The organism is Eggerthella guodeyinii, from assembly GCF_009834925.2.
GTDB classification, from domain to species: Bacteria; Actinomycetota; Coriobacteriia; order Coriobacteriales; family Eggerthellaceae; genus Eggerthella; species Eggerthella guodeyinii.
On the sequence record NZ_CP063310.1, the window covers coordinates 2665007 to 2688317 of the forward strand.

20 protein-coding genes are annotated in these 23311 nt (G+C 69.9%); 2 read left to right on the forward strand and 18 right to left on the reverse strand.

All coding sequences use genetic code 11. The annotated features are described in order from the left end of the window. Positions 1–50 precede the first annotated feature (50 nt). Positions 51–1268: an MFS transporter gene (locus tag GS424_RS11275; RefSeq protein WP_160943352.1), complete on the reverse strand. Its 1218-nt coding sequence runs from the start codon at positions 1266–1268 to the stop codon at positions 51–53. A 191-nt stretch (positions 1269–1459) separates the two neighbouring features. On the opposite strand from GS424_RS11275, the gene GS424_RS11280 reads away from it, so the two are divergent. Both GS424_RS11280 and GS424_RS11285 read left to right on the forward strand, forming a co-directional pair. After that, positions 1460–4732, forward strand: a complete 3273-nt coding sequence (locus GS424_RS11280) for a DEAD/DEAH box helicase (protein WP_160943351.1) — start codon at positions 1460–1462, stop codon at positions 4730–4732. Between the two features lie 9 nt (positions 4733–4741). Beyond that, on the forward strand, positions 4742–5932 hold the full coding sequence (locus GS424_RS11285) for an aldo/keto reductase (RefSeq protein ID WP_160943350.1): 1191 nt from the start codon (positions 4742–4744) through the stop codon (positions 5930–5932). Here GS424_RS11285 and GS424_RS11290 read toward each other — a convergent pair. The 17 genes from GS424_RS11290 to GS424_RS11370 form a co-directional block, all read right to left on the reverse strand. Then, positions 5929–6582: a TetR/AcrR family transcriptional regulator gene (locus tag GS424_RS11290; RefSeq protein WP_160943349.1), complete on the reverse strand. Its 654-nt coding sequence runs from the start codon at positions 6580–6582 to the stop codon at positions 5929–5931. The genes GS424_RS11285 and GS424_RS11290 overlap by 4 nt on opposite strands. After that, positions 6579–7004, reverse strand: coding sequence for a hypothetical protein (locus GS424_RS11295; protein ID WP_160943348.1), 426 nt, complete (start codon positions 7002–7004; stop codon positions 6579–6581). The genes GS424_RS11290 and GS424_RS11295 overlap by 4 nt, the downstream gene beginning before the upstream one ends. 151 nt (positions 7005–7155) lie before the next feature. Next, positions 7156–9690, reverse strand: a complete 2535-nt coding sequence (locus tag GS424_RS11300; protein WP_160943347.1) for an acetyl-CoA carboxylase carboxyltransferase subunit alpha — start codon at positions 9688–9690, stop codon at positions 7156–7158. Positions 9691–9714: 24 nt separating this feature from the next. Next, positions 9715–10164: a 3-hydroxyacyl-ACP dehydratase FabZ gene (fabZ, locus tag GS424_RS11305; protein ID WP_154334417.1), complete on the reverse strand. Its 450-nt coding sequence runs from the start codon at positions 10162–10164 to the stop codon at positions 9715–9717. Positions 10165–10378: 214 nt separating this feature from the next. Further along, a complete protein-coding gene (gene fabF / locus GS424_RS11310; RefSeq protein ID WP_160943346.1) occupies positions 10379–11677 on the reverse strand; it encodes a beta-ketoacyl-ACP synthase II in 1299 nt (432 codons plus the stop codon). Further along, a complete protein-coding gene (gene fabG / locus GS424_RS11315) occupies positions 11674–12438 on the reverse strand; it encodes a 3-oxoacyl-[acyl-carrier-protein] reductase (protein WP_154334419.1) in 765 nt (254 codons plus the stop codon). The genes fabF and fabG overlap by 4 nt, the downstream gene beginning before the upstream one ends. Before the next feature lie 14 nt (positions 12439–12452). Next, a complete protein-coding gene (gene fabD / locus GS424_RS11320; protein WP_160943345.1) occupies positions 12453–13409 on the reverse strand; it encodes an ACP S-malonyltransferase in 957 nt (318 codons plus the stop codon). Positions 13410–13421: 12 nt separating this feature from the next. Continuing rightward, a complete protein-coding gene (locus tag GS424_RS11325) occupies positions 13422–14393 on the reverse strand; it encodes a nitronate monooxygenase (protein WP_160943344.1) in 972 nt (323 codons plus the stop codon). 85 nt (positions 14394–14478) lie between these two features. Further along, positions 14479–14697, reverse strand: a complete 219-nt coding sequence (locus GS424_RS11330) for an acyl carrier protein (protein ID WP_154334421.1) — start codon at positions 14695–14697, stop codon at positions 14479–14481. Between the two features lie 210 nt (positions 14698–14907). After that, entirely contained in the window at positions 14908–15378 is a 471-nt protein-coding gene (locus GS424_RS11335; RefSeq protein ID WP_154334422.1) for a MarR family winged helix-turn-helix transcriptional regulator, read from the reverse strand. A gap of 64 nt (positions 15379–15442) precedes the next feature. Beyond that, the gene (locus GS424_RS11340; protein WP_160943343.1) at positions 15443–16288 is read right to left on the reverse strand and encodes a DUF2238 domain-containing protein; all 846 of its coding nucleotides are present in this window, start codon (positions 16286–16288) and stop codon (positions 15443–15445) included. 11 nt (positions 16289–16299) lie between these two features. After that, positions 16300–18363, reverse strand: a complete 2064-nt coding sequence (rnr, locus tag GS424_RS11345) for a ribonuclease R (protein ID WP_160943342.1) — start codon at positions 18361–18363, stop codon at positions 16300–16302. A gap of 2 nt (positions 18364–18365) precedes the next feature. Further along, the gene (locus GS424_RS11350) at positions 18366–19643 is read right to left on the reverse strand and encodes a S41 family peptidase (protein WP_160943341.1); all 1278 of its coding nucleotides are present in this window, start codon (positions 19641–19643) and stop codon (positions 18366–18368) included. Between the two features lie 14 nt (positions 19644–19657). After that, entirely contained in the window at positions 19658–20563 is a 906-nt protein-coding gene (ftsX, locus tag GS424_RS11355) for a permease-like cell division protein FtsX (RefSeq protein ID WP_160943340.1), read from the reverse strand. Beyond that, positions 20556–21398 (reverse strand): cell division ATP-binding protein FtsE, encoded by an 843-nt coding sequence (gene ftsE, locus GS424_RS11360; RefSeq protein ID WP_160943339.1) that lies wholly within the window; start codon positions 21396–21398, stop codon positions 20556–20558. The genes ftsX and ftsE overlap by 8 nt, the downstream gene beginning before the upstream one ends. Before the next feature lie 55 nt (positions 21399–21453). Continuing rightward, positions 21454–22419, reverse strand: coding sequence for a transketolase family protein (locus GS424_RS11365; RefSeq protein WP_160943338.1), 966 nt, complete (start codon positions 22417–22419; stop codon positions 21454–21456). Then, complete coding sequence (locus GS424_RS11370; protein WP_160943337.1) at positions 22412–23251, reverse strand: transketolase; 840 nt, start codon at positions 23249–23251, stop codon at positions 22412–22414. Before GS424_RS11370 ends, GS424_RS11365 begins: the two co-directional genes overlap by 8 nt. Positions 23252–23311 lie beyond the last annotated feature (60 nt).

Below are 23311 nucleotides of genomic sequence, written 5' to 3' on the forward strand. Positions count from 1 at the left end.
CGGAATCACTCTGAGAGCGCCAGTATAGCAAAACCCGCGCACCCACCGCGCTAGCGCGTGCGCACGAACACCACCGCGGCGGCGAGGGCCGCGAACCCGGCCAGCGCCGCGAGCACGCCCACGAGCGTCGTCACGCCCACGAGCGCGCCCATCATGCCGCTCAACAGGGCCGACCCCGTGTAGCCCAGCAGGTTGATGGTGGACACCACCGTCGCCGTGCTGCGCATGTCGGCCCGGGCGAACAAGAGGCGCAGGCTGCCCGACAGGCACATGCCCGTGGACAGGCCGAACAGCGCCACCAGCACGAGGAACGGCCCCAGCGCCCCGGCCGCCATGGCCGCGCACATCGCGCAGGTGAACGCGAGGAGCGCCGCCATCGACACGCGCAGCGACACGCCCGACGGCATGCGCGCCTCGAGCGGCGCCCCCAGCGCGCTGGGGGCCATCGACAGCGCGAGGATGGCCGACGCCACGAACGGGTCGCTCGAGTCGAAGCATTCCACCGCCACCGGCGAGCTGAACGACTGGAAGAACGTGCCCACGCCCCACGAGGCGACGTAGGCGCACGCGGCGATGGGCAGCACGCCGCGCAGCTTCGCGTCCACCCCGATCACCGGCTTGCACGCGGTGCGCAGCGGCGTGCGCCGCAGCACCGTCTCGGGCGCAGCGGGAACAAGAATCACACCGAGCGCGAGCAGGGCGATCATGATCCAGTAGATCAGCTCGTGCCGCGTCGTGGCAAGCGACAGGAAACCCACGGCAAGCGAGCCCGCCATCACGCCCAGCAGCGCGCCGCAGCCGGCCACCGCGAGGCCGAACCCCTCGTAGCGACCCACCGCCGAATCCACGACGAGGGCCGAGATGGCGCTCATGGCCAAGCCGCACGACACCCCCTGCACGGCGCGCGCCGCCAGCACGATGAGCGGGTCGTCAGCGCGCAGGAACATGAAGCATCCCAGCATGGCCAGCAGCAGCGACGCGGCGGCCAGCGGGCGGCGGCCGGCCGCATCGGACAGCGACCCCGAGAGGAACAGCGTCAGGATCACGCCGAACAGGTACATGAGCATGGTGGCGGAGATGTCGGCGTCGGTGAGGCCGATCGCGCCCTTGTATTCCGAGTACAGGGGGATGGGCACGGCCGAGGCCGCGAACACGGCGATGAAGGCGAACGTGGCGATGGCCAGCCCGCGCACCCCCTGGTCCTGCCCCTGCTCCCGCCCCTGCCGAGAGAGCGCAGGTTCCACCGCTTCCACCGCATGCGCGCGCATGGCACCACCCGTCCGTCACCCGCGAATTCCGCCCGCATTCCTCCCTGCGAGGAGCGATTGCGCCCAGCATAGCACCTCGAAATCATGGAGGGAACACCCGCCTTCCGCGAATGCGGGACCCGCGGCGCGAAAAGTCTGATACCATGGTACAAATGTTCTGAAACGTACCCCCGAGGAGGACACCCCAGCGCATGCTATCCGAAGACGACATCAGCCGGCAGTGCCCGGCGCGCACCCTGGCGCGGGCGCAGTCCATCGCCGCCTCGGATAGGAACATCCTCACGAAGCAGGTGCGCTACAACCCGCCCGAGACCACGTTGTCGGCGTTCGTGGCCAGCAGCAGCGGATGGAACGACCGCTACCGCACCTCCGTCACGTTCGACGAGGCCGAGGGCGCCGTCGTCGACTACGCGTGCACCTGCCCCGCCTACCGCGAGCACGACGGCATGTGCAAGCACTGCGCGGCGCTGGCGCTGTCGTACCTGTCCGCGCCCGAGAAGTTCATGGGCTACCGCGCCCATCGCGCGCCCACGACGTCCACGGGCCTGCTCGAGTTCATGGAGCGCAGCAGGGCCGCCGCCGAGGCGGAGGAAGCCGGCGGCATCGACCTGGAGCCCACCATCGTGTACGGCTACCGGTCGTGGTCGGCGCATTTCAGGATCGTCGGGCCGCAAGGCGGCTACGTCATGAAGAGCATCTCGGACTTCGTGGGGCGCATGCGCCGCGGCGAGCGGTTCTCCTACGGCAAGAAGCTCGCGTTCACCCACGTTCCGGCCCTGCTCGCCGAGCGGGCGCGCCCAATCGAGCGCTTCCTCGACCGCGCGGTCGCCCTGCGCGAGCAGGCGACCGGCAGCGCGTTCTGGCGCTATCGCGGGCGCGACGAGATCGGGCGCGACCTCGACCTGTCGGACTACGAGCTCATCGAGCTGCTGGACCTCCTGGACGGCCGGCCGTTCACCGTCGAGGGCACCGACTGCGGGACGCGCTCCCTCACGCACGCCCACGTCGTCAGCGCCGACCCCGACATCGACGTCCGCGTGGAGCGCACCGACGAGGACGGTTACGCCATCGTCCAGCCCGACGAGCTGCCGTTCGTCGCCCAAGGCGATCGCATGTACCTGTGGCAGGGCGACGCGTTCTACCGCTGCTCGGCCGACTTCGCGCGCACGGCGGGCTTCCTGCGCACCGCCTACGACAGCGACGATGCGCGCCTGTTCGTCAGCCTCGCCGACATGCCGCTGTTCTGCGCCACCGTGCTGCCCGCCATCGAGCAGCGCCTCCACGTGGAAACGCCGCCCGAAATCGAGCTGTTCCGCCCCGTGCCGTGCAAGCTGGAATTCTACTTCGACAAGACCGACCACGACGTCACGTGCACCGCGCACGCCGTGTACGGCACCCGCCGCTACCCGCTGTTCGACGCCGCGCCCGACGACGAGGCAGGGCCCCTGCGCGACGAGCGGCTGGAGGGGCGGGCGAAGAACCTGGTCAAGCAATACTTCGACACGTTCGAGGCGCCTCCGGCCATCAAGCTGGGCGACGAGTCGGCCGTGGCCGACCTCGTGTTCGGCGGGCTCGTGGAGTTCCAGGCGCTCGGGGAGGCGTTCACCACGCCCGCGTTCGACCGCCTGCTCGCCGACAAGAAGCCGCGCCTGTCGGTGGGCATCTCGCTGGCCGGCAACCTCATCAACCTCACCGTGTCGGCCGACGACCTGCCCCCGGCCGAGGTGGCCGCGCTGCTGGCGAGCTACCGGCGGCGCAAGCGCTACCACCGCCTGAAGAGCGGCGCGTACCTCAACCTGGCCGAGTACGACCTGGCGCAGCTGGACCACCTCGTGGACGACTTCGGCTTCACGCCCAAGCAGCTGGCCGCGGGCCAGGTGGAGCTGCCCGCCTACCACGCGTTCTACCTGGACGAGCAGTTCGACGACGCGCAGCGCAACCGTTCCTTCACGCGCTACCTCGAAAGCTTCCGCGCCATCGAGGGCGCGCCGTGCGCGGTGCCGGAGCAGCTGGCCGCCACGCTGCGCCCCTACCAGGCCGAGGGCCTGCGCTGGATGAGCGCGCTCGCCGACCGCGATCTCGGCGGCATCCTGGCCGACGAGATGGGCCTCGGCAAGTCGGTGCAGCTCATCGCGTTCCTGCTGGCGCGGCGAAGCGAGGCGCGGGTCGTGGGCCCCAGCCTCATCGTCTGCCCCGCGTCGCTCGTGTACAACTGGGTGGCCGAATTCGAGCGCTTCGCCCCCGATCTCGACGTGCGCGCCGCGGTGGGCACCAAGCGCGAGCGGATGCGCATCCGCGCCGAGGCCTGCGACCGGCGCACGCGCGAAAGCGAGCTCGCGCGCGACGGGCGCTGCTGCGACGTGCTGATCACCTCGTACGACCTGCTGCGCATCGATGCGGACGACGTCGCCGAGCGCACGTTCTACTGCTGCGCGCTCGACGAGGCGCAGTACGTCAAGAACCACGCCACCAAGACGGCGCGCGCCGCGAAGCGCGTGCAGGCGCGCCATCGCTTCGCCCTCACCGGCACGCCGATGGAGAACCGCCTGAGCGAGCTGTGGAGCATCTTCGATTTCCTCATGCCGGGCCTGCTGGGCTCCTACATGCGCTTCCGCGAGCACTTCGAGCTGGACATCACCGGCGGCGACGAGGACGCCGCGCGGCGGCTGCGCTCGCTCGTGGCCCCCTTCATGCTGCGCCGGCTGAAAGCCGACGTGCTGAAGGACCTGCCCGACAAGCTGGAATCGGTGGTGTACGTCCCCATGGAAGGCGAGCAGCAGCGCCTGTACGCCGCCCACGAGCAGCAGCTGCGCGACGCGCTGACGCTGCAGAAGAACAACCGCAACAACCGGCAGTTCCGCGAGCGCAAGGTGGAGATCCTCGCCGAGCTGACGAAGTTGCGCCAGCTATGCTGCGACCCGCGCCTTTTGTACGAGAACTACGCCGGCCACGCCGCGAAGCTGGACGCCATCGTCGAGCTCGTGGAATCGGCCATGGACGCCGGCGAGAAGACGCTCGTGTTCTCGCAGTTCACAAGCTTCCTCCAGCTGATCGCCGACGTGCTGGACGCGCACGACGTGCCCTACTTCACCATCACGGGCGCCACGCCCAAGAAGCGCCGGCTCGAGCTGGTGAACCTGTTCAACGACGACGACACGCCCGTGTTCCTCGTGTCGCTCAAGGCGGGCGGCACCGGGCTCAACCTCACGGGCGCGTCGGTGGTGGTGCACGCCGACCCCTGGTGGAACGCGGCCGCGCAGAACCAGGCCACCGATCGCGCGCACCGCATCGGCCAGACGCAGGTGGTGAGCGTCCACAAGGTCATCGCGAAGGACACCATCGAGGAGCGCATCCTGCATCTGCAGGACGCGAAGACCGACCTCGCCGACCAGGTGATCGGCGCAGGCGGCGTGTCGCTCGCGACGCTCAGCCAAGAAGAGCTGCTCGACCTGCTGGAGAGTTAGGAGCCTCCCATGCGCTACCGCATCGATCCCCAAAGCGGCGCCGAGCTGTCGGCGCTCGGCTTCGGCTGCATGCGCTTCCCCGCGAACGCCGTGGGCCGCATCGACCAGGACACGGCCGAGCGGCTCGTGCTGGAGGCGGTCGACGCCGGCGTGAACTACTTCGACACCGCCTACCTGTACCGGGGCAACGAGGAGGCGCTCGGCGCCGTCTTCGCGAAGCATCCCGACCTGCGCGAGCGCATCAACCTGGCGACGAAGCTGCCCCACCTGGCGTGTTCGTCGCGCGACGACTTCGACCGCTACCTCGGCATCCAACTCGAACGGCTGCGCACCGACCGCGTGGACTACTACCTCGTGCACAACGTGACCGCCTTCGAGCAATGGGAGCGGCTCGTCGCGCTCGGCATCGAGGAGTGGGTCGCGGCGCAGAAAAAGGCGGGCGTCGTGCGGCGCATCGGGTTCTCGTTCCACGGCCCCGCAGCCGATTTCGGTAGGCTGCTGGACGCCTACGATTGGGACTTCTGCCAAATCCAGTACAACTACCTGAACGAGCACTACCAGGCGGGAACCGCCGGGCTCGAGCTGGCGGCGGAAAGGGGCCTGCCGGTCATCGTCATGGAGCCGCTGCTGGGCGGGCGGCTGGCCGCCAACCTGCCGCGCGCGGCGACCGAGGCGCTCGCTGCGGCCGGTCCGCAGTTGAGCCCCGCAGCCTGGGCGCTGCGCTGGGTGTGGGACCGCCCCGAGGTCACCGTCGTGCTCTCGGGCATGAACTCCTCGGAGCAGCTCGTCGAGAACGCGGCCCTCGCCGACCGGGCGCTCCCCCGCTCCATGAGCGCGGACGAGCACGCGGCCGTCGCGCGGGCGCGCGACATCTTCGCCGAAAGCTACCGGGTGCCGTGCACCGGGTGCAACTACTGCATGCCCTGCCCGAAAGGCGTGAACATCCCCGCGTGCTTCGCCGCCTACAACGCCTCGTTCGCCCACAGCTGGTTCGAGGGCGTGAAGCTCTACGTGACGGGCGTGGGCGCGTTCGGCGACAGTCCCCGCCTCGTCAGCGACTGCGTCCGCTGCGGCGCCTGCGCGAAGCACTGCCCGCAGCACATCGCCATCCCCGACGAGCTGGAGACGGCGCGCAAGCGCGTGCAGCCGCCGCTGCTGCCCGTCGCGCTCAAAGTCGCCGGGCGCGTCTTGCGGCGCTAGCGCAGGGCCCCGCCGGAGGCGGCCGGGGCGTGCGCGCGGCCGAACCGCTCCACGTGCGCCCGCACGAGGGACGCCACTCGGGCGCGGGCGGCGTCGTCCTCGCAGCCGTCGTGCATCTGCATGAGCGTCATGAGCGGCGCGAAGAACTCCAGCGCCATGAGCCGCCCGTCGCCCGGTGCGAATGCCCCGGCCTGCACCATGCCGTCGAACAGCGCGGCCTGGTACGCGATGGGGCCGTCGGCGAAACGGCCGCGGTAGAGCGCGCCCATGGCGGCATCGCGGTACTGCTCCCGCGTGAGCAAGCGCCGGTACAGCACGGCCTCCTCGTCCTGCGTCCAATAGCGGAACTGCGCCTCGGCCATGTCCGCGATCGCCCCGATCGGCAGGGCGGCGTACGCGCCCGCCAGCTGAGGGGCCTCGCCCGACGGCGTGCCGAGCGAGGCCGCGAAGCGCTCGTAGGCGGCGTCCATGCGCTCGACCACGGCGTCGAACAGCGCCTGCTTGCCGGAGAAGTGCTTGTACAGCGAGGCGGGCTTGACGTCCACCGCCGCCGCGATGTCGCGCATGCTCACGCCGTCGTACCCGTGCTCGGCGAACAGCCGCAGAGCCGCTTTCGCCACCGCCTCCTTCGTGTTGCGCCGCGCCGTCACGGGCGCGCGCCTTCCGCGCGGCGGGCGCGCCAGCTCGCCGCCAGCTGCAGAGCGCCGATGACCAGGTAGACGGTCGTAACAGGATTGGGCATGAACGCCGTCTCGACGAGCGTCCAGGCGACGAGCAGCCCGCCCGCCGCCATGCCCGCCGCGTACGACGCCGCCCGCTTGCCGCGGAACCGCAACGCGAGCGCGACGAGATTGGGCACGCCGTTCACGAGGACGAGCGCGAGCCCCGGCCAGAAATGGCTCGTGAAGAACACGTCGTGCAGCGGGAAGCCGTCGTACACCGACAGCGGCATGAACGCGTTGTCGGCGCCCGTCAGCCCCAGAACCATCATGAGGCCGCCGCACACGACCGCGCAAACCCCGTCGAACCAGTTCACGAACAGCGCGAACCCGCGCGCAAGCCGATCGAGCATGAGGGTCCCTCCTATCGGTTAACGATCGTTAGCTTTATGGGAGCCAGTATAGCTAACAATCGTTAGCCTTGCAAGGGAGGGAGACGGCGGGCGACAAACGACAAGCGCCCCGCCGGAGGGCGGGGCGCTTCTGCGGGACGAAGGCTCGGGCCTAGAACTTGCCGAAGCGCTCGTAGCGGGCGCGCAGCAGCTCGTGCGCGGGCACGCCGCACAGCTCGTCGAGGGTGGCGCACACGTACGCGCGCACGCCCTCGGCCGCCTGCTCGGGGTTCTCGTGCGCCGGGGCCGCGCCCTCGGGCAGCACGGCGTCCACGATGCCCATCTCGCACGCCTCCGCGGCGCTCATCTTCATGACGGCGGCCGCCTCGGGAGCGCGCGTGCGGTCCTTCCAGAGGATGGACGCGAAGCCCTCCGGCGACAGCACCGAGTACACCGCGTGCTCCTGCATGGCCACGCGGTCGGCCAGCGCCAGCGCCAGCGCGCCGCCCGAGCCGCCCTCGCCCAACAGCACGCTCACCACGGGCACGCGCAGGCCGGCGAGCGCCAGCAGGTTGTCGGCGATGGCGTTGCCCTGCCCGCGCTCCTCGGCCTCCATGCCGCAGAACGCGCCCTGCGTGTCCACGAGGCACACGACGGGGCGGCCGAACTTCTCGGCCTGGCGCATGAGGCGCAGGGACTTGCGGTAGCCCTCCGGCTGCGGGCAGCCGAAGTTGCGGGCGATGCGCTCGCGCAGGTCGCGGCCCTTCTCCTGGGCGATCACCGTCACCGCGCGCCCGCCGATCCAGCCGAGGCCGCACACGATGGCGCCATCGTCGCCGAACATGCGGTCGCCGTGCAGCTCGATGAAGCCGTCCACGAACGCGTCGATGTAGGCGAGCGCCGTCGGGCGATGCACGTTGCGCGCCAGCTGCACGCTCTCCCACGCGCGGTTCGACGCGGGAGCGCTCACCTCGCGCGCCGCGGCGGACGCGTCCTCCAGCGACACACCGGCCTCCGCGTCGAAGCCGCCCGTGCTGAGCACCTTCTCGAGGCGCTTGCGCATGGAGGATCCGCGATGGTCGAAGCGCTCGGTGACGGCGGCGATGCGCCCGCGCAGTTTGCGCGAGGCCGATCCGGCGGCCCCGGCGAACGGCAGGCCGCCCACGGTCAAATCGCCGTACGTCACCGTGTTGTACGTGTCGGTGCCGCTGGCCAGGTTCTCGCGCACCGCCTCGTAGCTGACGAGGATGTCGCGGTCGCCCGGCTCGTGCAAGTCGCGCGACGCCACGGCCGTGGCCAGGTGCAGCGCCAGCAGGTGCGCCAGCGTGCTGCGCAGCTCGTCGCGCTCCACGATGGCGTCGATCAGGCCGTGCTCAAGCGCGAACTCGGCCGTCTGGAAGCCCTCGGGAAGCTCCTGCTTGATGGTGTCCTTGATAACGCGCTGGCCCGCGAAGCCGATGAGCGCGCGCGGCTCGGCCAGGATCACGTCGCCCTGCATGGCGAACGACGCGGTCACGCCGCCCGTCGTGGGGTCGGTGAGCACCGAGATGTAGGGCAGCTTCGCCTCGGCGTGGCGCTCGATCGCGCACGACACCTTCGCCATCTGCATGAGCGACACGAGGCCCTCCTGCATGCGCGCGCCACCCGATGCGGTGAACACCACCACGGGCAGGCGCTCGTCGGTCGCGCGCTCCACGAGCCGCGCCACCTTCTCGCCCACCACCGAGCCCATCGAGCCCATGAAGAACTGCGACTCCATGATGCCGATGGCCACGCGCAGGCCGGCGATGCGGCCGACGCCGGTGCGCACGCCCTCTTCGAGGCCCGTCTTCGCGCGCTGCGCCTCCAGCTTGCCCGCGTAGCCGGGGAACCCGAGCGGGTCGGTCTCGGGGACGGAGCGGTTCCACTCCACGAAGCTGTCGGCGTCCAGCAAGTCGTCGATGCGCTCGCTCGAGGACATGCGCAGATACCCGCCGCAGGTGGGGCACACGTAGTGGCCGGCCGCCAAGCTGGGGCCGTCGAACTTGAGGCCGCAGTGCGGGCACGCGCGCCACGAGTCGCCGTCGATGGCGGGCTTGTCGGTGGTGCACAGCACCCAACCCAGCAGCGGCGCGTCGTTGCTGAGCGGGCGGAACACCCGCACGCCGTGCGCCGCCGTGCGCGCGAGGAAGCTGTCCACCTCGGCCAGCGGCAGCGCCTCGTCGCACAGCAGCACCACCGAGGCGCCGCAGGCGTCGACGGCCGTCAGCACGGCGTGGCCGTTGCAGAACAGCGCGTCGGAGTACTTCTCGCCCAGGCTGACCGTGCGCTGGGCCAGCTTGAGGTGACTGTCGTTGCGGTGGTCCTGCGTGTACACGGCGCACGAGGCGAACCCAGCGTCGGACACGGCCTGCAGCAGGCGCTTCGCCGTCTTCGGACGCGCCATCACGAGCGCGACGGGCAAGCCGCCCGCGTCGTCGGCCACGCCCTGCGAGCGCGGGGCGGCGGTCGCCAGGCCGCGCGGCACGGCGGTGTAGTCGGCCGCATCGGCCGCATCGTGCGCGTTCGGCGCGACGGACAGCCCGGCGGCGGCCTCCTCGGCCATGCGCGTGAGGCGGTAGGCCACGTCGGCCGACTCCGGCGCCGGCGCCGCGGGGCGCGGGGCGCCCTGCGGCAGCACGGTGCCGTCGGAGCCGATGGTGATGTAGTTCTGCTTGGCACTCTTCATCGAACGACCTCTCGCCTCTTGCTCTTACGCTTCCGCTTTCGCCAGCACGTACTTCTGCGTAGCCGACGCGCACACCGCCCCGTCGACGCTCGCCTCCACCTCGGCCACGCACAGGCGCGACGAGGACTTCACGATGCGCCCCTTGAGGACAAGCGTCTCGCCCGGCTCCACCTGGCGGCGGAACTTCGCGCCGTCGATGCCGGTGAGGAAGCCGATGGACCCCTCGGCGCCGCGCTCCACGAGGATGCAGAACGAGGCCGCCTGCGCGAGCGCTTCCATGATGATGACGCCTGGCAGCACGGGATGGCCGGGGAAATGGCCCGCGAACAGCGCCAGCTCGGGATCGACGTCGAGCTCGGCGGTCACCTCGACGCCCGGCTCGCACGACACGACGCGGCTCACCCAGCAGAACGGGTCGCGATGCGGCAGCACCGCTTCGACGACGTCCTTGCCGCAGGGGTACTCGATGTCCATGGTTCTCCTTTCAACGGTGCGCGCTTCGCGCGCCATGCGCCCGCAGGGCGCATAACGGCCGCGCAGGTTGGCGTAGTACGTCAGCGAGGGCGGGTGCGGTGCCCGAGATCGTGGGGAGGGCGAGGGCGAAGCGTACTGCGGTACGCGAGCTCTCGGCCTCGCCGCGAGATCGGGTGCTGCGACCGCCCGCAGCGTCGGTTCGCTCCGATGGCCGTTAGGCCGTCGGAACCTTGAACGGCGACAGCGCCAGCGTTGCGTTGTGCCCGCCGAAGCCCAGCGAGTTCGACAGCGCCACCTTCTGCGGGTACCCCGTCTTCGCCTCCGTGACGACGCTCACCGGGCACTCCGGGTCGGCCTCGGAGAAGCCGGCCGTGGGCGGCACGCAGTCGTTCATCACGGACAGCGCCGTAACGATGGCCTCGATGGCGCCCGCGGCGCCCAGCGTGTGGCCCGTCGTGCCCTTCACGGACGTGACCGGCACGGCGCGCCCGGCCTCCTCGCCGCACAGCGCCAGCAGCGCCTTGGACTCGGTGGCGTCGTTGGCGGGCGTGCCGGTGCCGTGGGCGTTCAGATGCCCCAGGTCCTCCGGCGAGAAGCCGCCCTCCTCAAGCGCCTGGCGCATGGCGCGCACCACGCCCTCGCCGCTGGGCTCGGGAGCCGTCATATGGTAGGCGTCGCCGGTGGAGCCGAAGCCCGTGATCTCGGCGAGCACCGTCGCGCCGCGGCCGAGCGCGTGCTCGAGCGACTCGACGACCACGGCGCCCGCGCCCTCGCCCGCCACGAAGCCGGCGCGGCGCGCGTCGAACGGCAGCGAGGCCTGGGAGGGGTCGTCGGCCTTCGACAGCGCGCCAAGGTTCGAGAACCCGGCCAGGCAGATGGGCGACACGGACTCCTCCGAGCCGCCGGCCAGCGCCGCGTCGATGTAGCCGTGGCGGATGTCGCGCACGGCCGCGCCGATGGAGTGCGCGCCGGTGGCGCAGGCGGTCACGACGTTCAGGCACTCGCCGCGCAAGCCGTAGCGGATGGAGAGGTTGCCGGCCGCGATGTTGCCGATCATCGTGGGGATGAACAGCGGGCTCACGCGCTTCGGCCCCTTCTCGGCCAGCGTGAAGAAACCGCTCTGCAGCTCGTCGATGCCGCCGATGCCCGTGCCGAACACGCACGCGATGCGCGTGGTGTCCTCGGCCTCGAGGTCGAGGCCCGACTGCGCCAGCGCCTCGTCGGACGCGACGATGGCGTACTGCACGAAGCGCTCGAACCGGCGCGCCTCCTTCTTCGAGATGCCGTGCTCGGCGGCGTCGAAATCGCGCACTTCCGCGGCGATGTGCACGTCGAAGTCGGTCGTGTCGAAGCGCTCGATGGGGCGGATGCAGCACGTGCGGCCCATGACCGCGTCCCACAGCGCCTCCACGCCCACGCCGGCCGGCGACACCGCGCCCATGCCGGTGATGACCACGCGATGCGTGCCGTCCGCACGGCGCGTGGCGCCCGTGCTCATGCTGTTCTCGCTCATAGCGACATACCTCCGTCGATGCAGATAACCTGTCCGGTGATGTAGCCGGCCTCCTCGCTCGCCAGGAAGCGCACGAGCTTCGCCACGTCCTCGGGGTCGCCGAGGCGCTTCGAGGCGATGCGGCCCACGATGGCCTCGCGCTGCTTCTCCGACAGCGCGTCGGTCATGTCCGTGGCGATGAAGCCCGGGGCCACCGCGTTCGCCGTGATGTTGCGCGCGGCAAGCTCGCGGGCGAGGGACTTCGTGAGGCCGATGACGCCGGCCTTCGAGGCGGCGTAGTTCGCCTGGCCCGCGTTGCCGGCCACGCCCACGACGCTCGACAGGTTCACGATGCGCCCGTAGCGCTGCTTCATCATGCGCTGCGCCGCGGCCTTGCAGCAGTTGAACGTGCCCTTGAGGTTCACGTCGATCACCGCGTCGAAGTCCTCTTCCTTCATGCGGGCCACGAGGCCGTCGCGCGTGATGCCCGCGTTGTTCACGAGCACGTCGACGCGGCCGAACGCCTCGTGGGCGGCATCGACGAGCGCGGCGGCTTCCGCGGCGTCGGCCACGTTGGCGGCCACCGCGATGGCGCGCACGCCGCAGTCGGCCTCGAGGGCGGCGGCGAAGGCGCGGGCCTCGTCGAGGCCGCGCTCGCTCGAGCAGTTCACGCACACGTCGAAGCCCGCGCGCGCGAGCTCCTCGGCCACGGCGCGGCCGATGCCGCGGTTCGAGCCGGTGACGACCGCGCTTCGGCGCGGGCTTTCGGTTTCGTTGGTCATGGGAGAAAGGGCTCCTATTCGGAATCGGACGCGGCCTGCGCGGCGAGGAGCGCGTCGAAGCTCGCGCGGTCCTGGACGCAGGCGCGCGTCGCGGTCTTGTCGATGCGCTTCACGAGGTTGGCCAGCACGCATCCGTTGCCCACTTCGACGAACGTGTCGGCGCCGGCGGCCGCGAGCGCGGCTACGCTCGCGTCGAAGCGCACGGGGCTCGTGAGATGGCGCACGAGGTTCTCGCGCGCATCGGCGGCGGACAGCGGGCGGGCCGTGACGTTGCAGACGAGCGGCACGCGCGCCTCCGAGAACTCGACGCTCTCCAGGTAGGCGGCCATCCCCTCGGCAGCCGAGGCCATGAGCGGGCTGTGGAACGCGCCCGAGGTGGCCAGGCGCGACGAGCGCTTCCCCGCCTCGGCCCACGCCGCCTCGGCGCGCTCGACGGCCGCCGGAGTGCCCGCGATGACGATCTGCCCCGGGCAGTTGAAGTTCGCCGGCACGAGGACGTCGCCTTCGGCGCACTGCTCGCAGAGCGCCTGCACGCCGTCCTCGTCGGCCTTCAGCAGCGCGCTCATCGCGCCGGGATGCGCGGCGGCGGCCTCGGCCATGAGCTGGGAGCGTACCTTCACGAGCGCGAACACGGCCTCATCGGTCAGCATGCCCGACACGGCGAGCGCGCTCACCTGGCCGAGCGAGAAGCCCAGCACCGCCGCAGGCTGCACGCCGCGCGCCATGAGCGCGCGGGCGACGGCCACCGACAGCACGCACAGCGCCGGCTGGGCGTTGCGCGTGTCGTTGAGCTCGGCGGCATCGGCGTTGAGCACGAGGTCGGCCACGTCGAAGCCCAGCACCTCGGAGGCGCAGGCGAACGTCGCGCGCACCTCGGGCATGTCCATGAGGTCGGCTCCCATGCCGGGCTTCTGCGAGCCCTGGCCCGAGAACAGGAAGACGGGCGCGCCCGCGGGGATCGTCTCGATCATCGGCGGTCCCCTCTACTGCGCGCGCTCGCGGCGGGCGTTCGCGTCGGCCATCGCGGCCAAGTCGCGGCATCCGAGCGCCTCGGCTTCGGCCACCAGGGCGGCGAGCGCCTCGGCCGCCGTCGCGCGCTCGTGCACGAGCGCCGCCGACTGGCCCGCCATCATCGTGCCGTTGTCCACGTCGCCGTCGACGGCGCGCTTGAGCGAGCCCGCGTACATGGCCTCCAGCTCGTCGCCGTTGGCCGCCACGTCGCCCTCGAGCTTGCGCACGGTGCGGGCGAACTTGTTCTTGAGGCAGCGCACGGGATGCCCGCTGCCGCGGCCCGTGACGATGGTGTCGGCGTCCTTGGCGGCGATGACCTTGTCCTTGTACGCGTCGGCGATGGTGCACTCGTCAACCGTGAGGAAGCGGGTACCCACCTGCACGCCCTCGGCGCCCAGCGCGAAGGCGGCGGCCATGCCGCGCCCGTCGGCGATGCCGCCGGCGGCAATCACGGGGATGGACACGGCGTCGCATACCGCGGGGATGAGCGCCATCGTGGTGAGCTCGCCGATGTGGCCGCCGGCCTCGGTACCCTCGGCCACCACGGCGTCGGCGCCGAGGCGCTCCATGCGCGCGGCCAGCGCGCTCGACGCCACCACGGGCACCACCTTGATGCCGGCGTCCTTCCAGAGCTGCATGTAGTTCGCAGGGGATCCCGCGCCCGTCGTGATGACGTCGACGCGCAGCTTCGCCAGAAGCTCGGCCGTCTCGCCCGCGTTCGGATCCATGAGCATGACGTTCGCGCCGATGGGCTTGTCGGTCATCGAGCGGGCGATGCGCACCTGCTCCTCCACCCACGCCAGCGGCGCGCCGCCGCACGCGATGATGCCGAGGCCGCCGGCCTCGCTCACCGCGCCGGCCAGGCTCGCGTCGGCGATGCGCGCCATCGCGCCCTGCACGACGGGCACCTCGATGCCCAGCAGTTCCGTAATCCTCGTTTTCACGGCTCAGCTCCTCAAAACGTATCCCATGCGCCCGCCGCGCGGGCTTCGGCAAAACGGGCCCCGTACGGGGCCCGGTCAACGCGTGTTACAGCGAGTCGATGTGCGCGACCAGCTGGCCCACCGTCTCGATGCCCTCGGGCTCGCCGAACTCGATGTCGCACTTCTCCTCGAGGTCGCAGATGAGCTCGACCATGTCGAGGGAGTCGATGCCGAGCGACTCGAGCGTGGCCTCCTCGGTGATCTTGTCGGCCTCGAGATCGAGGTTCTCCACGAGGACGTCCTTCACGGTGTCGATGGTAGCCATGGCCAGTTCCTTTCGCGTCGTGCAATTTAGTTTGATAATCAAAGTATTTCTACGGGAGTAATGGTATGGTGGCGGGCCTTCGATTGCAAGGGCTCCCAAGCGCCCTCCACGATTTCTGCGCGCCAGCGCATCGGCCGCGTTCCGGCACGAATGTTTCACGTGAAACATTCGTTCGCGCGAACCGATGTTTCACGTGAAACATCGCGCCCCTCACGCCTGCGCGTCGAAGAACGCCTTCACCTTGGACAGCGCGCCGGCGAACACGCGCTCCTCCTCCTCGGTGAGGTCGGCCAGCGCCTCGTCGATCATCTGGTGGTGGAACAGGTTGTGCGCGCGCAGCACCTGCTTGCCCTTCTTGGTGAGCGACACGAGCACCTTGCGCCGGTCGTCCTCGGCGCGCGTGCGCTCCACGAAGCCCTTGTTCGCCAGCTTGCTCACCGCCGTGGTCAGCGTGGCCAGCGTCACGTTCAGGCGCGCGGCCACCACGTTCATGGGGTTGCGCTCGTGCAGGCCGATGGCCACGATGGTGTGCACCTCGGTGATGGTGAGGCCGTGCGTCAGGCGGTTGTCGAGCGACTGCTCCTCGATGCGCAGGATGGAGTTGAACGTGCCGGACAGCAAGTCGTCGATCTCCTCGCGCCGCTTGCGCGCCGCGCCGGCGCCCGTGGCGGAACCGTCCATCCTCTCCCCTCCTTCTCGCTCGTCGTTTCACGTCACCCGCATCATACCGCAATTAGTTAGATAATCAAAGTATCTTGCCGTCGGCAGCAACGGCGGCGACTTCGGCGTCGTCGGCGTCGTCGTGCGGGGCGGGCGTGGGCACGAAGCGCCGCACGAACCGGCCCTGCCCCTTGCTCTTAAGGTAGCGGTACCCGATGACGGAGAACGCGAGCGCGCCGACGAAGTTCACGAACAGGTCGCTCATCGTGTCGGCCAAGCCGATGTCCAGGTACCCGCCCACGCCCAGCTCCTGGCCGTTCACCTCCACCGACGCGATGCCGTCGATGCGCTGCGGGCGCTGCGAGCCGGACGGGTCGAGCAGCGTGCTCGAGATGCTCGTCACCACGCTGTCCTTCTGCATGTCGAGCCCGAACACCTGGTCCATGCCGAACTCGAAGAACTCCCACAGCACCCCGATGGTCATGGAGAAGCAGAACGCCACCACCACGCAGAAGAACGGCGACAGCGAGAACGCGATGCGCTCGGAGCGGTTGAGGATGGACACGAGGGCGAGGCCGATGGCCGCCGCCAGAAAGCCGTTGAACGTGTGCAGCAGCGTGTCCCAGAACGGGAAGATGGTGTAGAAGTGGAACAGCTCGCCCAGTATCTCGGCGGCGAAGATGAACAGGGCGATGACCACCTCGAGCGTCTCGGGGATGGAGATGCTGAAGTTCACCTCGACGAACGTCGGCACGAAGAGCAGCACGAGCGTGAGCAGGCACAGGAAGAACGCCTCGTAGTTGCCGAACGCGAGCGCCCCCGCGGCGCAGGCGATCACGATGAGGCGCAGCACCACGTACACGGTGAACGACCCCTTGTTCTTGCGCACCTCGCGGCCCATGGCCTCGAAGACGTCGCGCACGCGTCCCATCGCACGGCCCGCTATCGCTCGGGGCGGGCGGGACGGAAATCCAGGCGCCGCGCACGCGGGTCGGCCGCCGTCAGCACGACGGGCAGCCGCTGTCCCAGCCGGTACGTCGTGCCTGTGTCCTGCCCGGTCAAGCGGTGCTGCACCGGGTCGAGCGCGAAGTACTCGCTCCCGAGGTTCTTGCACGGGACGAGCCCCTCGGCCGTGTTGTCGAGGCGCACGTACACGCCGTACGTCGCCACGCCCGACACCACCGCGGAGAACGTACGGCCTATGAACTGCTCGAGGTACTCGATCATCTTGAGCTCCTGCGACTCGCGCGCGGCCTTCTCCGCGACCCGCTCCATGTCGGAGGAGTGCTCGGCGATCCACGCGAGCGCCGATGTCTCCTGGTCGAACTTCTCCGGACGGCCGCCGATGAGGGCCTTGAGCATACGGTGCACCACGAGGTCGGGATAGCGCCTGATGGGCGACGTGAAATGCGTATAGGCATCGCTCGCCAAGCCGTAGTGCGGCGCGCAGGCGGGGCGGTACACGGCGCGCTTCATCGAGCGCAGCACGAGCGACGAGACGAGCTCGCCCTCGGGCCGGCCGGCGCTCGCCTCGAGCACGCGCTGGACGACGTGCGCCTCGCCCGCGACGAAGTCCGCCTGGTCGATGTCGCCGAACCACGCGAACTCCTGGAACACCGGCACGAGCGCCGCCAGACTGTCGGCCGAAGGCTGCTCGTGGATGCGGTACAGGCTGGGGAACTTCGCGTCGCGCAGGTGCAGGGCCACCGTCTCGTTCGCGAGGATCATGGCCTCCTCGATGAGCGAGGTGGCGTCGGTCTTCGTGCGCAGGTCGATGCCCGTCGGGCGGCCTTCGTCGTCGAGGCGCACGCGCGCCTCGACCGAGTCGAAGTCGAGCCCGCCCGCCTTCTCGCGCGCGGCGAACCGCCGCTTCGCCAGGCGCGAGAGCGTCGCGAGCCGCCGCGACAGCCCGTCGTCGGCGGGCTCGTCGAGCAGCGCCTGCGCCTCTTCGTAGGCCAGGCGCGCATGCGAGCGAATGATCGCCGGGTACAGCTCGTACGCCACGAGACGCGCCTGGTCGTCGAGGTACATATCGGCGGTCATCGTGCGTCGCGCCTCGTCGGGCTTGAGCGAGCACAGATCGCCCGACAGCTCGTCGGGCAGCATGGGGATCACGCGGTCCACGAGGTACACGCTCGTGGCGCGCCTGCGCGCGTCGAGGTCGAGCGAGGAGTTCCACCCCACGTAGTGCGACACGTCGGCGATGTGCACGCCGAGACGCCACGTCGCCGCCCCGAACCCGCGCTCGTCCACGATGCGGATGCCGGTGCCCCGCTCCCCCGCCGCCTGCTCCGGGGCCGCATCGGCCTCCACGGGCTCCAGGCTGACCGCGTCGTCGAAATCGCGGGCGTCGGCCGGGTCGATGGTGAACGTGAAGCGATCCCGCAGGTCGCGGTACCCGGACGCCAGCGCGCCGTCCTCGTCGAGCACGGCGTCGCACGCTTCGGCGAGCGCCCCCTCCGAGAACGCGGTTTCCAGCTTGTGCCGGGCGATCACAACGTCCACCGCGGCGCGCTCGTCGTCGGCGCGCCCGAGCACGTCCTCGATCACGCCCGTGGCCGCCGTGGAGCGCGAGGGGAACGTCGTGATGCGCACGCGCACGAGCGACCCGTCTTCGATGTCGGGATTGTCGGCGCGCATCGTGAAGATGTCGTAGGGGATGCGCACGTCCTCGGGCACGACCACGCCGAACGGCTCGGCCACCTCGTAGCGTCCCACGAGCGTGTCGTGGGCGCGGTCGACGACGCGCAGCACGCGAGCCGCCGGCTTCTCACCCGCGCGGAGGTCGCCCTTGCGCTCGTGCGGCTGCTTAGCGCGCCCGCCCTGGACGGGCAGCGGCGCCACCTCCACGAGGTCGCCGTCGAAGGCGCCCGCCATCTTGGATTCCGGTACGAAGAACTCCCCTTCGGCCGTCTGCACGAAGCCGAAACCGCCTCCGCGCACGCTGAGCACGCCCCGTGGATTGCTGCGGGGGTGCCGGCGCGTATGGGAACGCGTCCGCGCCACGGCTAGCTCTTCACGAGGGACTGGGCGGTTTCGATCGCGAGCGCCTTCTGGTTGTCCTCGCCGTCGGCCAGGCCCACCATCACGTCGGGCGTGACGCCCACGCCGTCGATGTCGTGGCCGAGCGGGCTCTTGTAGTACGCCGCCGTGTAGCGCAGCGCGCCGCCGAAGCTCAGGTCGCGCGTCACCTGCACCGACCCCTTGCCGAGCGTCGTCGAGCCCACGAGCGTGGCGCGCTGGTTGTCCTGCAGCGCCGCCGCCAGCACCTCGGCCGAGGCGGCCGTCTTGCCGTTCACGAGCACGACGAGGGGCTTCTCGGTCACGTAGGGGCGCGAGGAGGTCTTGGACGTCTCCTCCGCCTTCGTCTGGATCTTCACGATGGTGCCGCTCTTCACGAACAGGCTGGCGGTGTCCACCGACTGCGTGAGGAAGCCGCCGGGGTTGTCGCGGATGTCGAGCACGAACGACGTGGCGCCCTGCGCCTCGAGATCGGTCACGGCGCTCTTCACGAGGTCGGCCGCGTTCTGCGTGATCTGCTTGAGCTTGATGTAGCCCACCGTGTCGGAAAGCTCGGTCTCCACGTTCTTCACCGCGTAGTTCGAGCACACGAGCGTCGTGGTGAACTCCTCGCCGCCCTCGTCGTCGAGGGTCTCGGCGCGCCGCCACGTGATGACGACGCTGTCGCCCTCCTCGCGCTTGAGCGCGGAGGTCACCTCGTTCGTGGTCCACTCGTGCCCGCGGTCGCCGTCGATGGCCACCACGAAGTCGCCGCTGCGCACGTCGGCCATCTGGGCGGCCGAGCCCTCGAACACGTCGGCCGCGTAGGCGCGGCCCTTGTACTCGGAGAACAGCACGCCGATGCCCGCCGATTGCTCGGCGCTGTCCTGCAACAGCGCCGCGTAGCGCGCGGGGTCGTAGTAGCGCAGGTAATCGTCCTCGGTGGTGTCGGACAGGGCGTTCAGCACGTTGGTCGTGGCCATGCCCAGATCGTAGGAGTCGAGGCTGTCGTTCTCGATGATGCCCTCGACCTCCTCCACGCGCGCGCCGAGGGAGTCGTAGGTGTCGCCCGACGTCGTGGAGCCCGGGTTGCGGTCGACGTCCACCACGAGCGACGTGAAGCCGAGCGATTCAAGCAGCGAAGCGTCGCCTCGCGCGGTGAAACCCGCGACGAAGGCGACGCCCACGACGATGATGACGATGCACGCCTTGATGAGGCGCATGCTGCGGGCCCGCGCTCGACGCGCGGACGCCGCAAGTTGCGAAGTGTCAGTATGCTTGGCCATGACCGTTCAACACGTTAGACCTTGAGGTAGCGGCGCATGGCGAACGCCGAGCCGAGCAGGCCGATGAACAGGCCCGCGCCGATGAGCACGGCATAGATGAACAGGAAGGTGTTCAGGCTCAGGTCGAAGTTGAGGAACATGAGCGCGCTCTGCAGCTTCGGCAGCGCGAGCGTGCGCACGAGTTCCAGGCAGCCCACCGCCAAAAGCGAGCCGATGATGGCGTGCAGCGCGCCTTCCATGAGGAAGGGCCCGCGGATGAAGCCGTTCGACGCGCCCACGAGGCGCATGATGGCGATCTCCTTGCGGCGCGCCAGGATGGCCAGGCGGATGGTGTTGTTGATGAACACCATCGCGATGAAGATGAGCAGCGCCACGAGCGCGATGCCGATGTAGCGCACGTAGTTCGTGAGCGTGAACAGGCGATCGACCGTCTGCTGGCCGTACTTGAGCGACTGCTCGACCGTATCGTACCCGATGATCTGCTGGTACGTGGTGTTGCCGCGGATCGCGGACGCCACCTGCTCCACCAGCTGCGGGTCGGACAGCTCCACGTCGATCGAGCGCGGCAACGGGTTCTGGCCGTCGAGCGTGTCGATGATGTCGGACGTCGACGTCTCGCGGAACTTCTCGAGCGCCTGCTCCTTGCTCGTGAAGCCCACCGACGCCACGCCGTCGAGCCCCTCGATGAAGTTCTCGACCGTCTGGATGTCGGCGTCGGAGGCGTCGTCGGCCACGTAGGCCGTGATGGACACCTCGTTCTCCACCGACGACACGAGCTTCTCGATGACGAAGCCGCCGACGAGGAACACGCCGATGATGAGCAGCGACAGGAAGATGGTCACGATGGACCCCAACGCCGTCGACAGGTTGCGCGTGAAGCCCTTGGCGGACTCCTTGATAAAGTAGAAGAAACTAGACATCGAAACCGTACACCCCCCGATCCTGGTCGCGGGTGAGGTGTCCGCGGTCGAGCGCGATGACGCGCCGGCGCATGTTGTCCACCATCTCGCGGTCGTGCGTCGCGACGAGCACCGTGGTGCCCGTGCGGTTGATGCGCTCGAGCAGGTCCATGATGCCGCGGGACGTCTGCGGGTCGAGGTTGCCGGTGGGCTCGTCGCACACGAGCAGCGGCGGGCGGTTCACGATGGCGCGCGCGATGGACACGCGCTGCTGCTCGCCGCCGGACAGCTGGTCGGGGCGCTTGTTGAGCTTGTCCTGCAGGCCGACGAGGCGCAGCACCTCGGGCACCTGCGTCTTGATGACGTGGCGGCTCTTGCCGATGACCTCGAGCGCGAACGCGACGTTCTCGAACACGGTCTTGTTCGGCAGGAGCTTGAAGTCCTGGAACACGCAGCCGATGTTGCGGCGCAGGTAGGGCACGCGCCAGTTGCGCATGGTGGTCAGGTCCTCGTCGGCGACGTAGATGTGGCCCTGCGAGGGCTTCACCTCGCGGATGAGCATGCGGATGAACGTGGACTTGCCGGAACCGGAATGGCCCACGAGGAAGATGAACTCGCCCGCGTAGATCTGCAGCGATATGTCGTTGAGCGCCGGCTTGTTGGGCTGGGCGGGATATACCTTGGTCACGTGGTCAAACGTGATGACCGGCGTGCCTGTTTGCTGGGGAATGTCATCGACTTCCAGCACCGGCAGCGACGCAGAAAGCTGCGACGCGGTCTGCCGCGCGGGCGCCGCGTGGGCGCCGCTGCGTCGCACGGGACGCGCAGGAACCCCTTGGCTGATGTCGTTCGTCACAGAGTGCTCCGTTCGAATAGTAGGGTACTGAGACGGATAGATTCTAACAGAAGCACTATCGGGCCATGACCTTCTTCACAGCTTCGACAATCGCCCTCGACCCCAGGTTGAAGTAGTCCAGCAGCTCCTCGAACTCGCCCGATTTGCCGAACTGATCGCGCATGCCCACGAACTCGACCGGGGCCGGATTCGTGCGCGCGAGCGCCTCGGCCACGGCCGACCCGAGGCCGCCGTACACGCTGTGCTCCTCGGCGACCACCGCGCGGCCCGTCTTCCCCACCGACGCGAGGACGGTGTCCTCGTCGAGCGGCTTCACGCTGAACGCGTCGATGACCTCCGCCTCGATGCCCTCGGCGGCCAGCGCCTCGGCGGCCTTGAGCGCCTGCTCCACCTCGACGCCGCAGGCGACGATGGTGGCGTCCGCGCCCTCGCGCAGCACGTAGGCGCGCCCGAGCTCAAGCTCCACCCCGTCGGCGTAGACGGCCGGCACCGACGCGCGGCCCATGCGCACGTACACGGGGCCCGGCGTGCTCGCCGCGAGGCGGATGGCGGCGCGGGCGGCGGCGTAGTCGGCCGGCACGAGCACGCGCATGTTCGGGAGCCCGCGCATGAGCGAGACGTCCTCGAGCATCTGGTGGCTGCCGCCGTCGGGGCCGACGGAGATGCCGGCGTGCGTGGGGGCCACCTTCACGTCGAGGTTGCTGTAGCACACGGTGTTGCGGATCTGGTCGTAGGCGCGGCCCGTGCCGAACACGGCGAACGAGCCGGTGTAGGCGATGTGGCCGGTCGCGGCGAGGCCGGCGGCCACGTCCACCATGTTCTGCTCGGCGATGCCGCAGTTGAACAGGCGGTCGGCGAAGCCCGCGTCGGCGAGCTTCTTCGTGGTGGTGGAGCCCGTCAGATCGGCGTCCACGGCCACCACGGGCAGGCCCTCGTTCGCCAGCTCGGCCAGCGTGACGCCGTACGCGGCGCGCGTGGCGCGCTTGACCTGGGACTCCGTTTCGTTTGCCAGCTTAACCACGGCTGGGCTCCTCTCCGCTCAGCGCCGCCAGCTCGGCCAGCGCGGTCTTCGTCTGCTCGGCGTTCGGCGCCTTGCCGTGCCAACCCGCCTGATTCTCCATGAACGACACGCCCTTGCCCTTCACCGTGCGCGCGATCAGCACGTGGGGCCTGCCGTCGCGGGCCGCTTTCGCCGCCGCGAGCGCCTCCACGAGCGCGGGGATGTCGTGGCCGTCCACCTCGCCCGCCTCCCAGCCGAAGGCCTGGAACTTCGCCACGAGGTCGCCCGGGTCGCACACGTCGGCCGTGTTGCCGTCGATCTGCAGGCAGTTGCGGTCCACGACGGCCACGAGGTTGTCGAGGCCCCGGTGCGCCGCGAACATGGCGGCCTCCCACACCTGGCCCTCCTGGCATTCGCCGTCGCCGAGCAGGGCGAACACGGTCTGCTCCTTGCCGTCAAGCTTGAGGCCGGCCGCGGCGCCCGCCGCGACGGACAGCCCCTGGCCGAGCGAGCCCGTGGACACCTCGACGCCGGGCACGAGGCTCGAGTCGGGGTGGCCCTGCAGGCGCGTGCCCAGCTTGCGCAGCGTGAGCAGCTCCTCGCGCGGGAAGTACCCCGCGCTCGCGAGCACCGCGTACAGCGCCGGAGCCGCATGGCCCTTCGCCAGGATGAAGCGGTCGCGCTCGTCCCAGTCGGGACGCGCGGGATCGTGCTCGAGCACGCCGCCGAAGTAGAGCGCCGCGAGGATGTCGGCGCTCGACAGCGATCCGCCCGGATGCCCACTGCCCGCTTCCGCGATCATGCGCACGATGTCGGAGCGCATCTCGTTCGCCCGCCGTTCAAGTTCGGTCATGCTGTTTCCTTTCGCCCTTTCAATACAGTGAACCGCAGGCCGCTTGAGGTGGTGCAGATT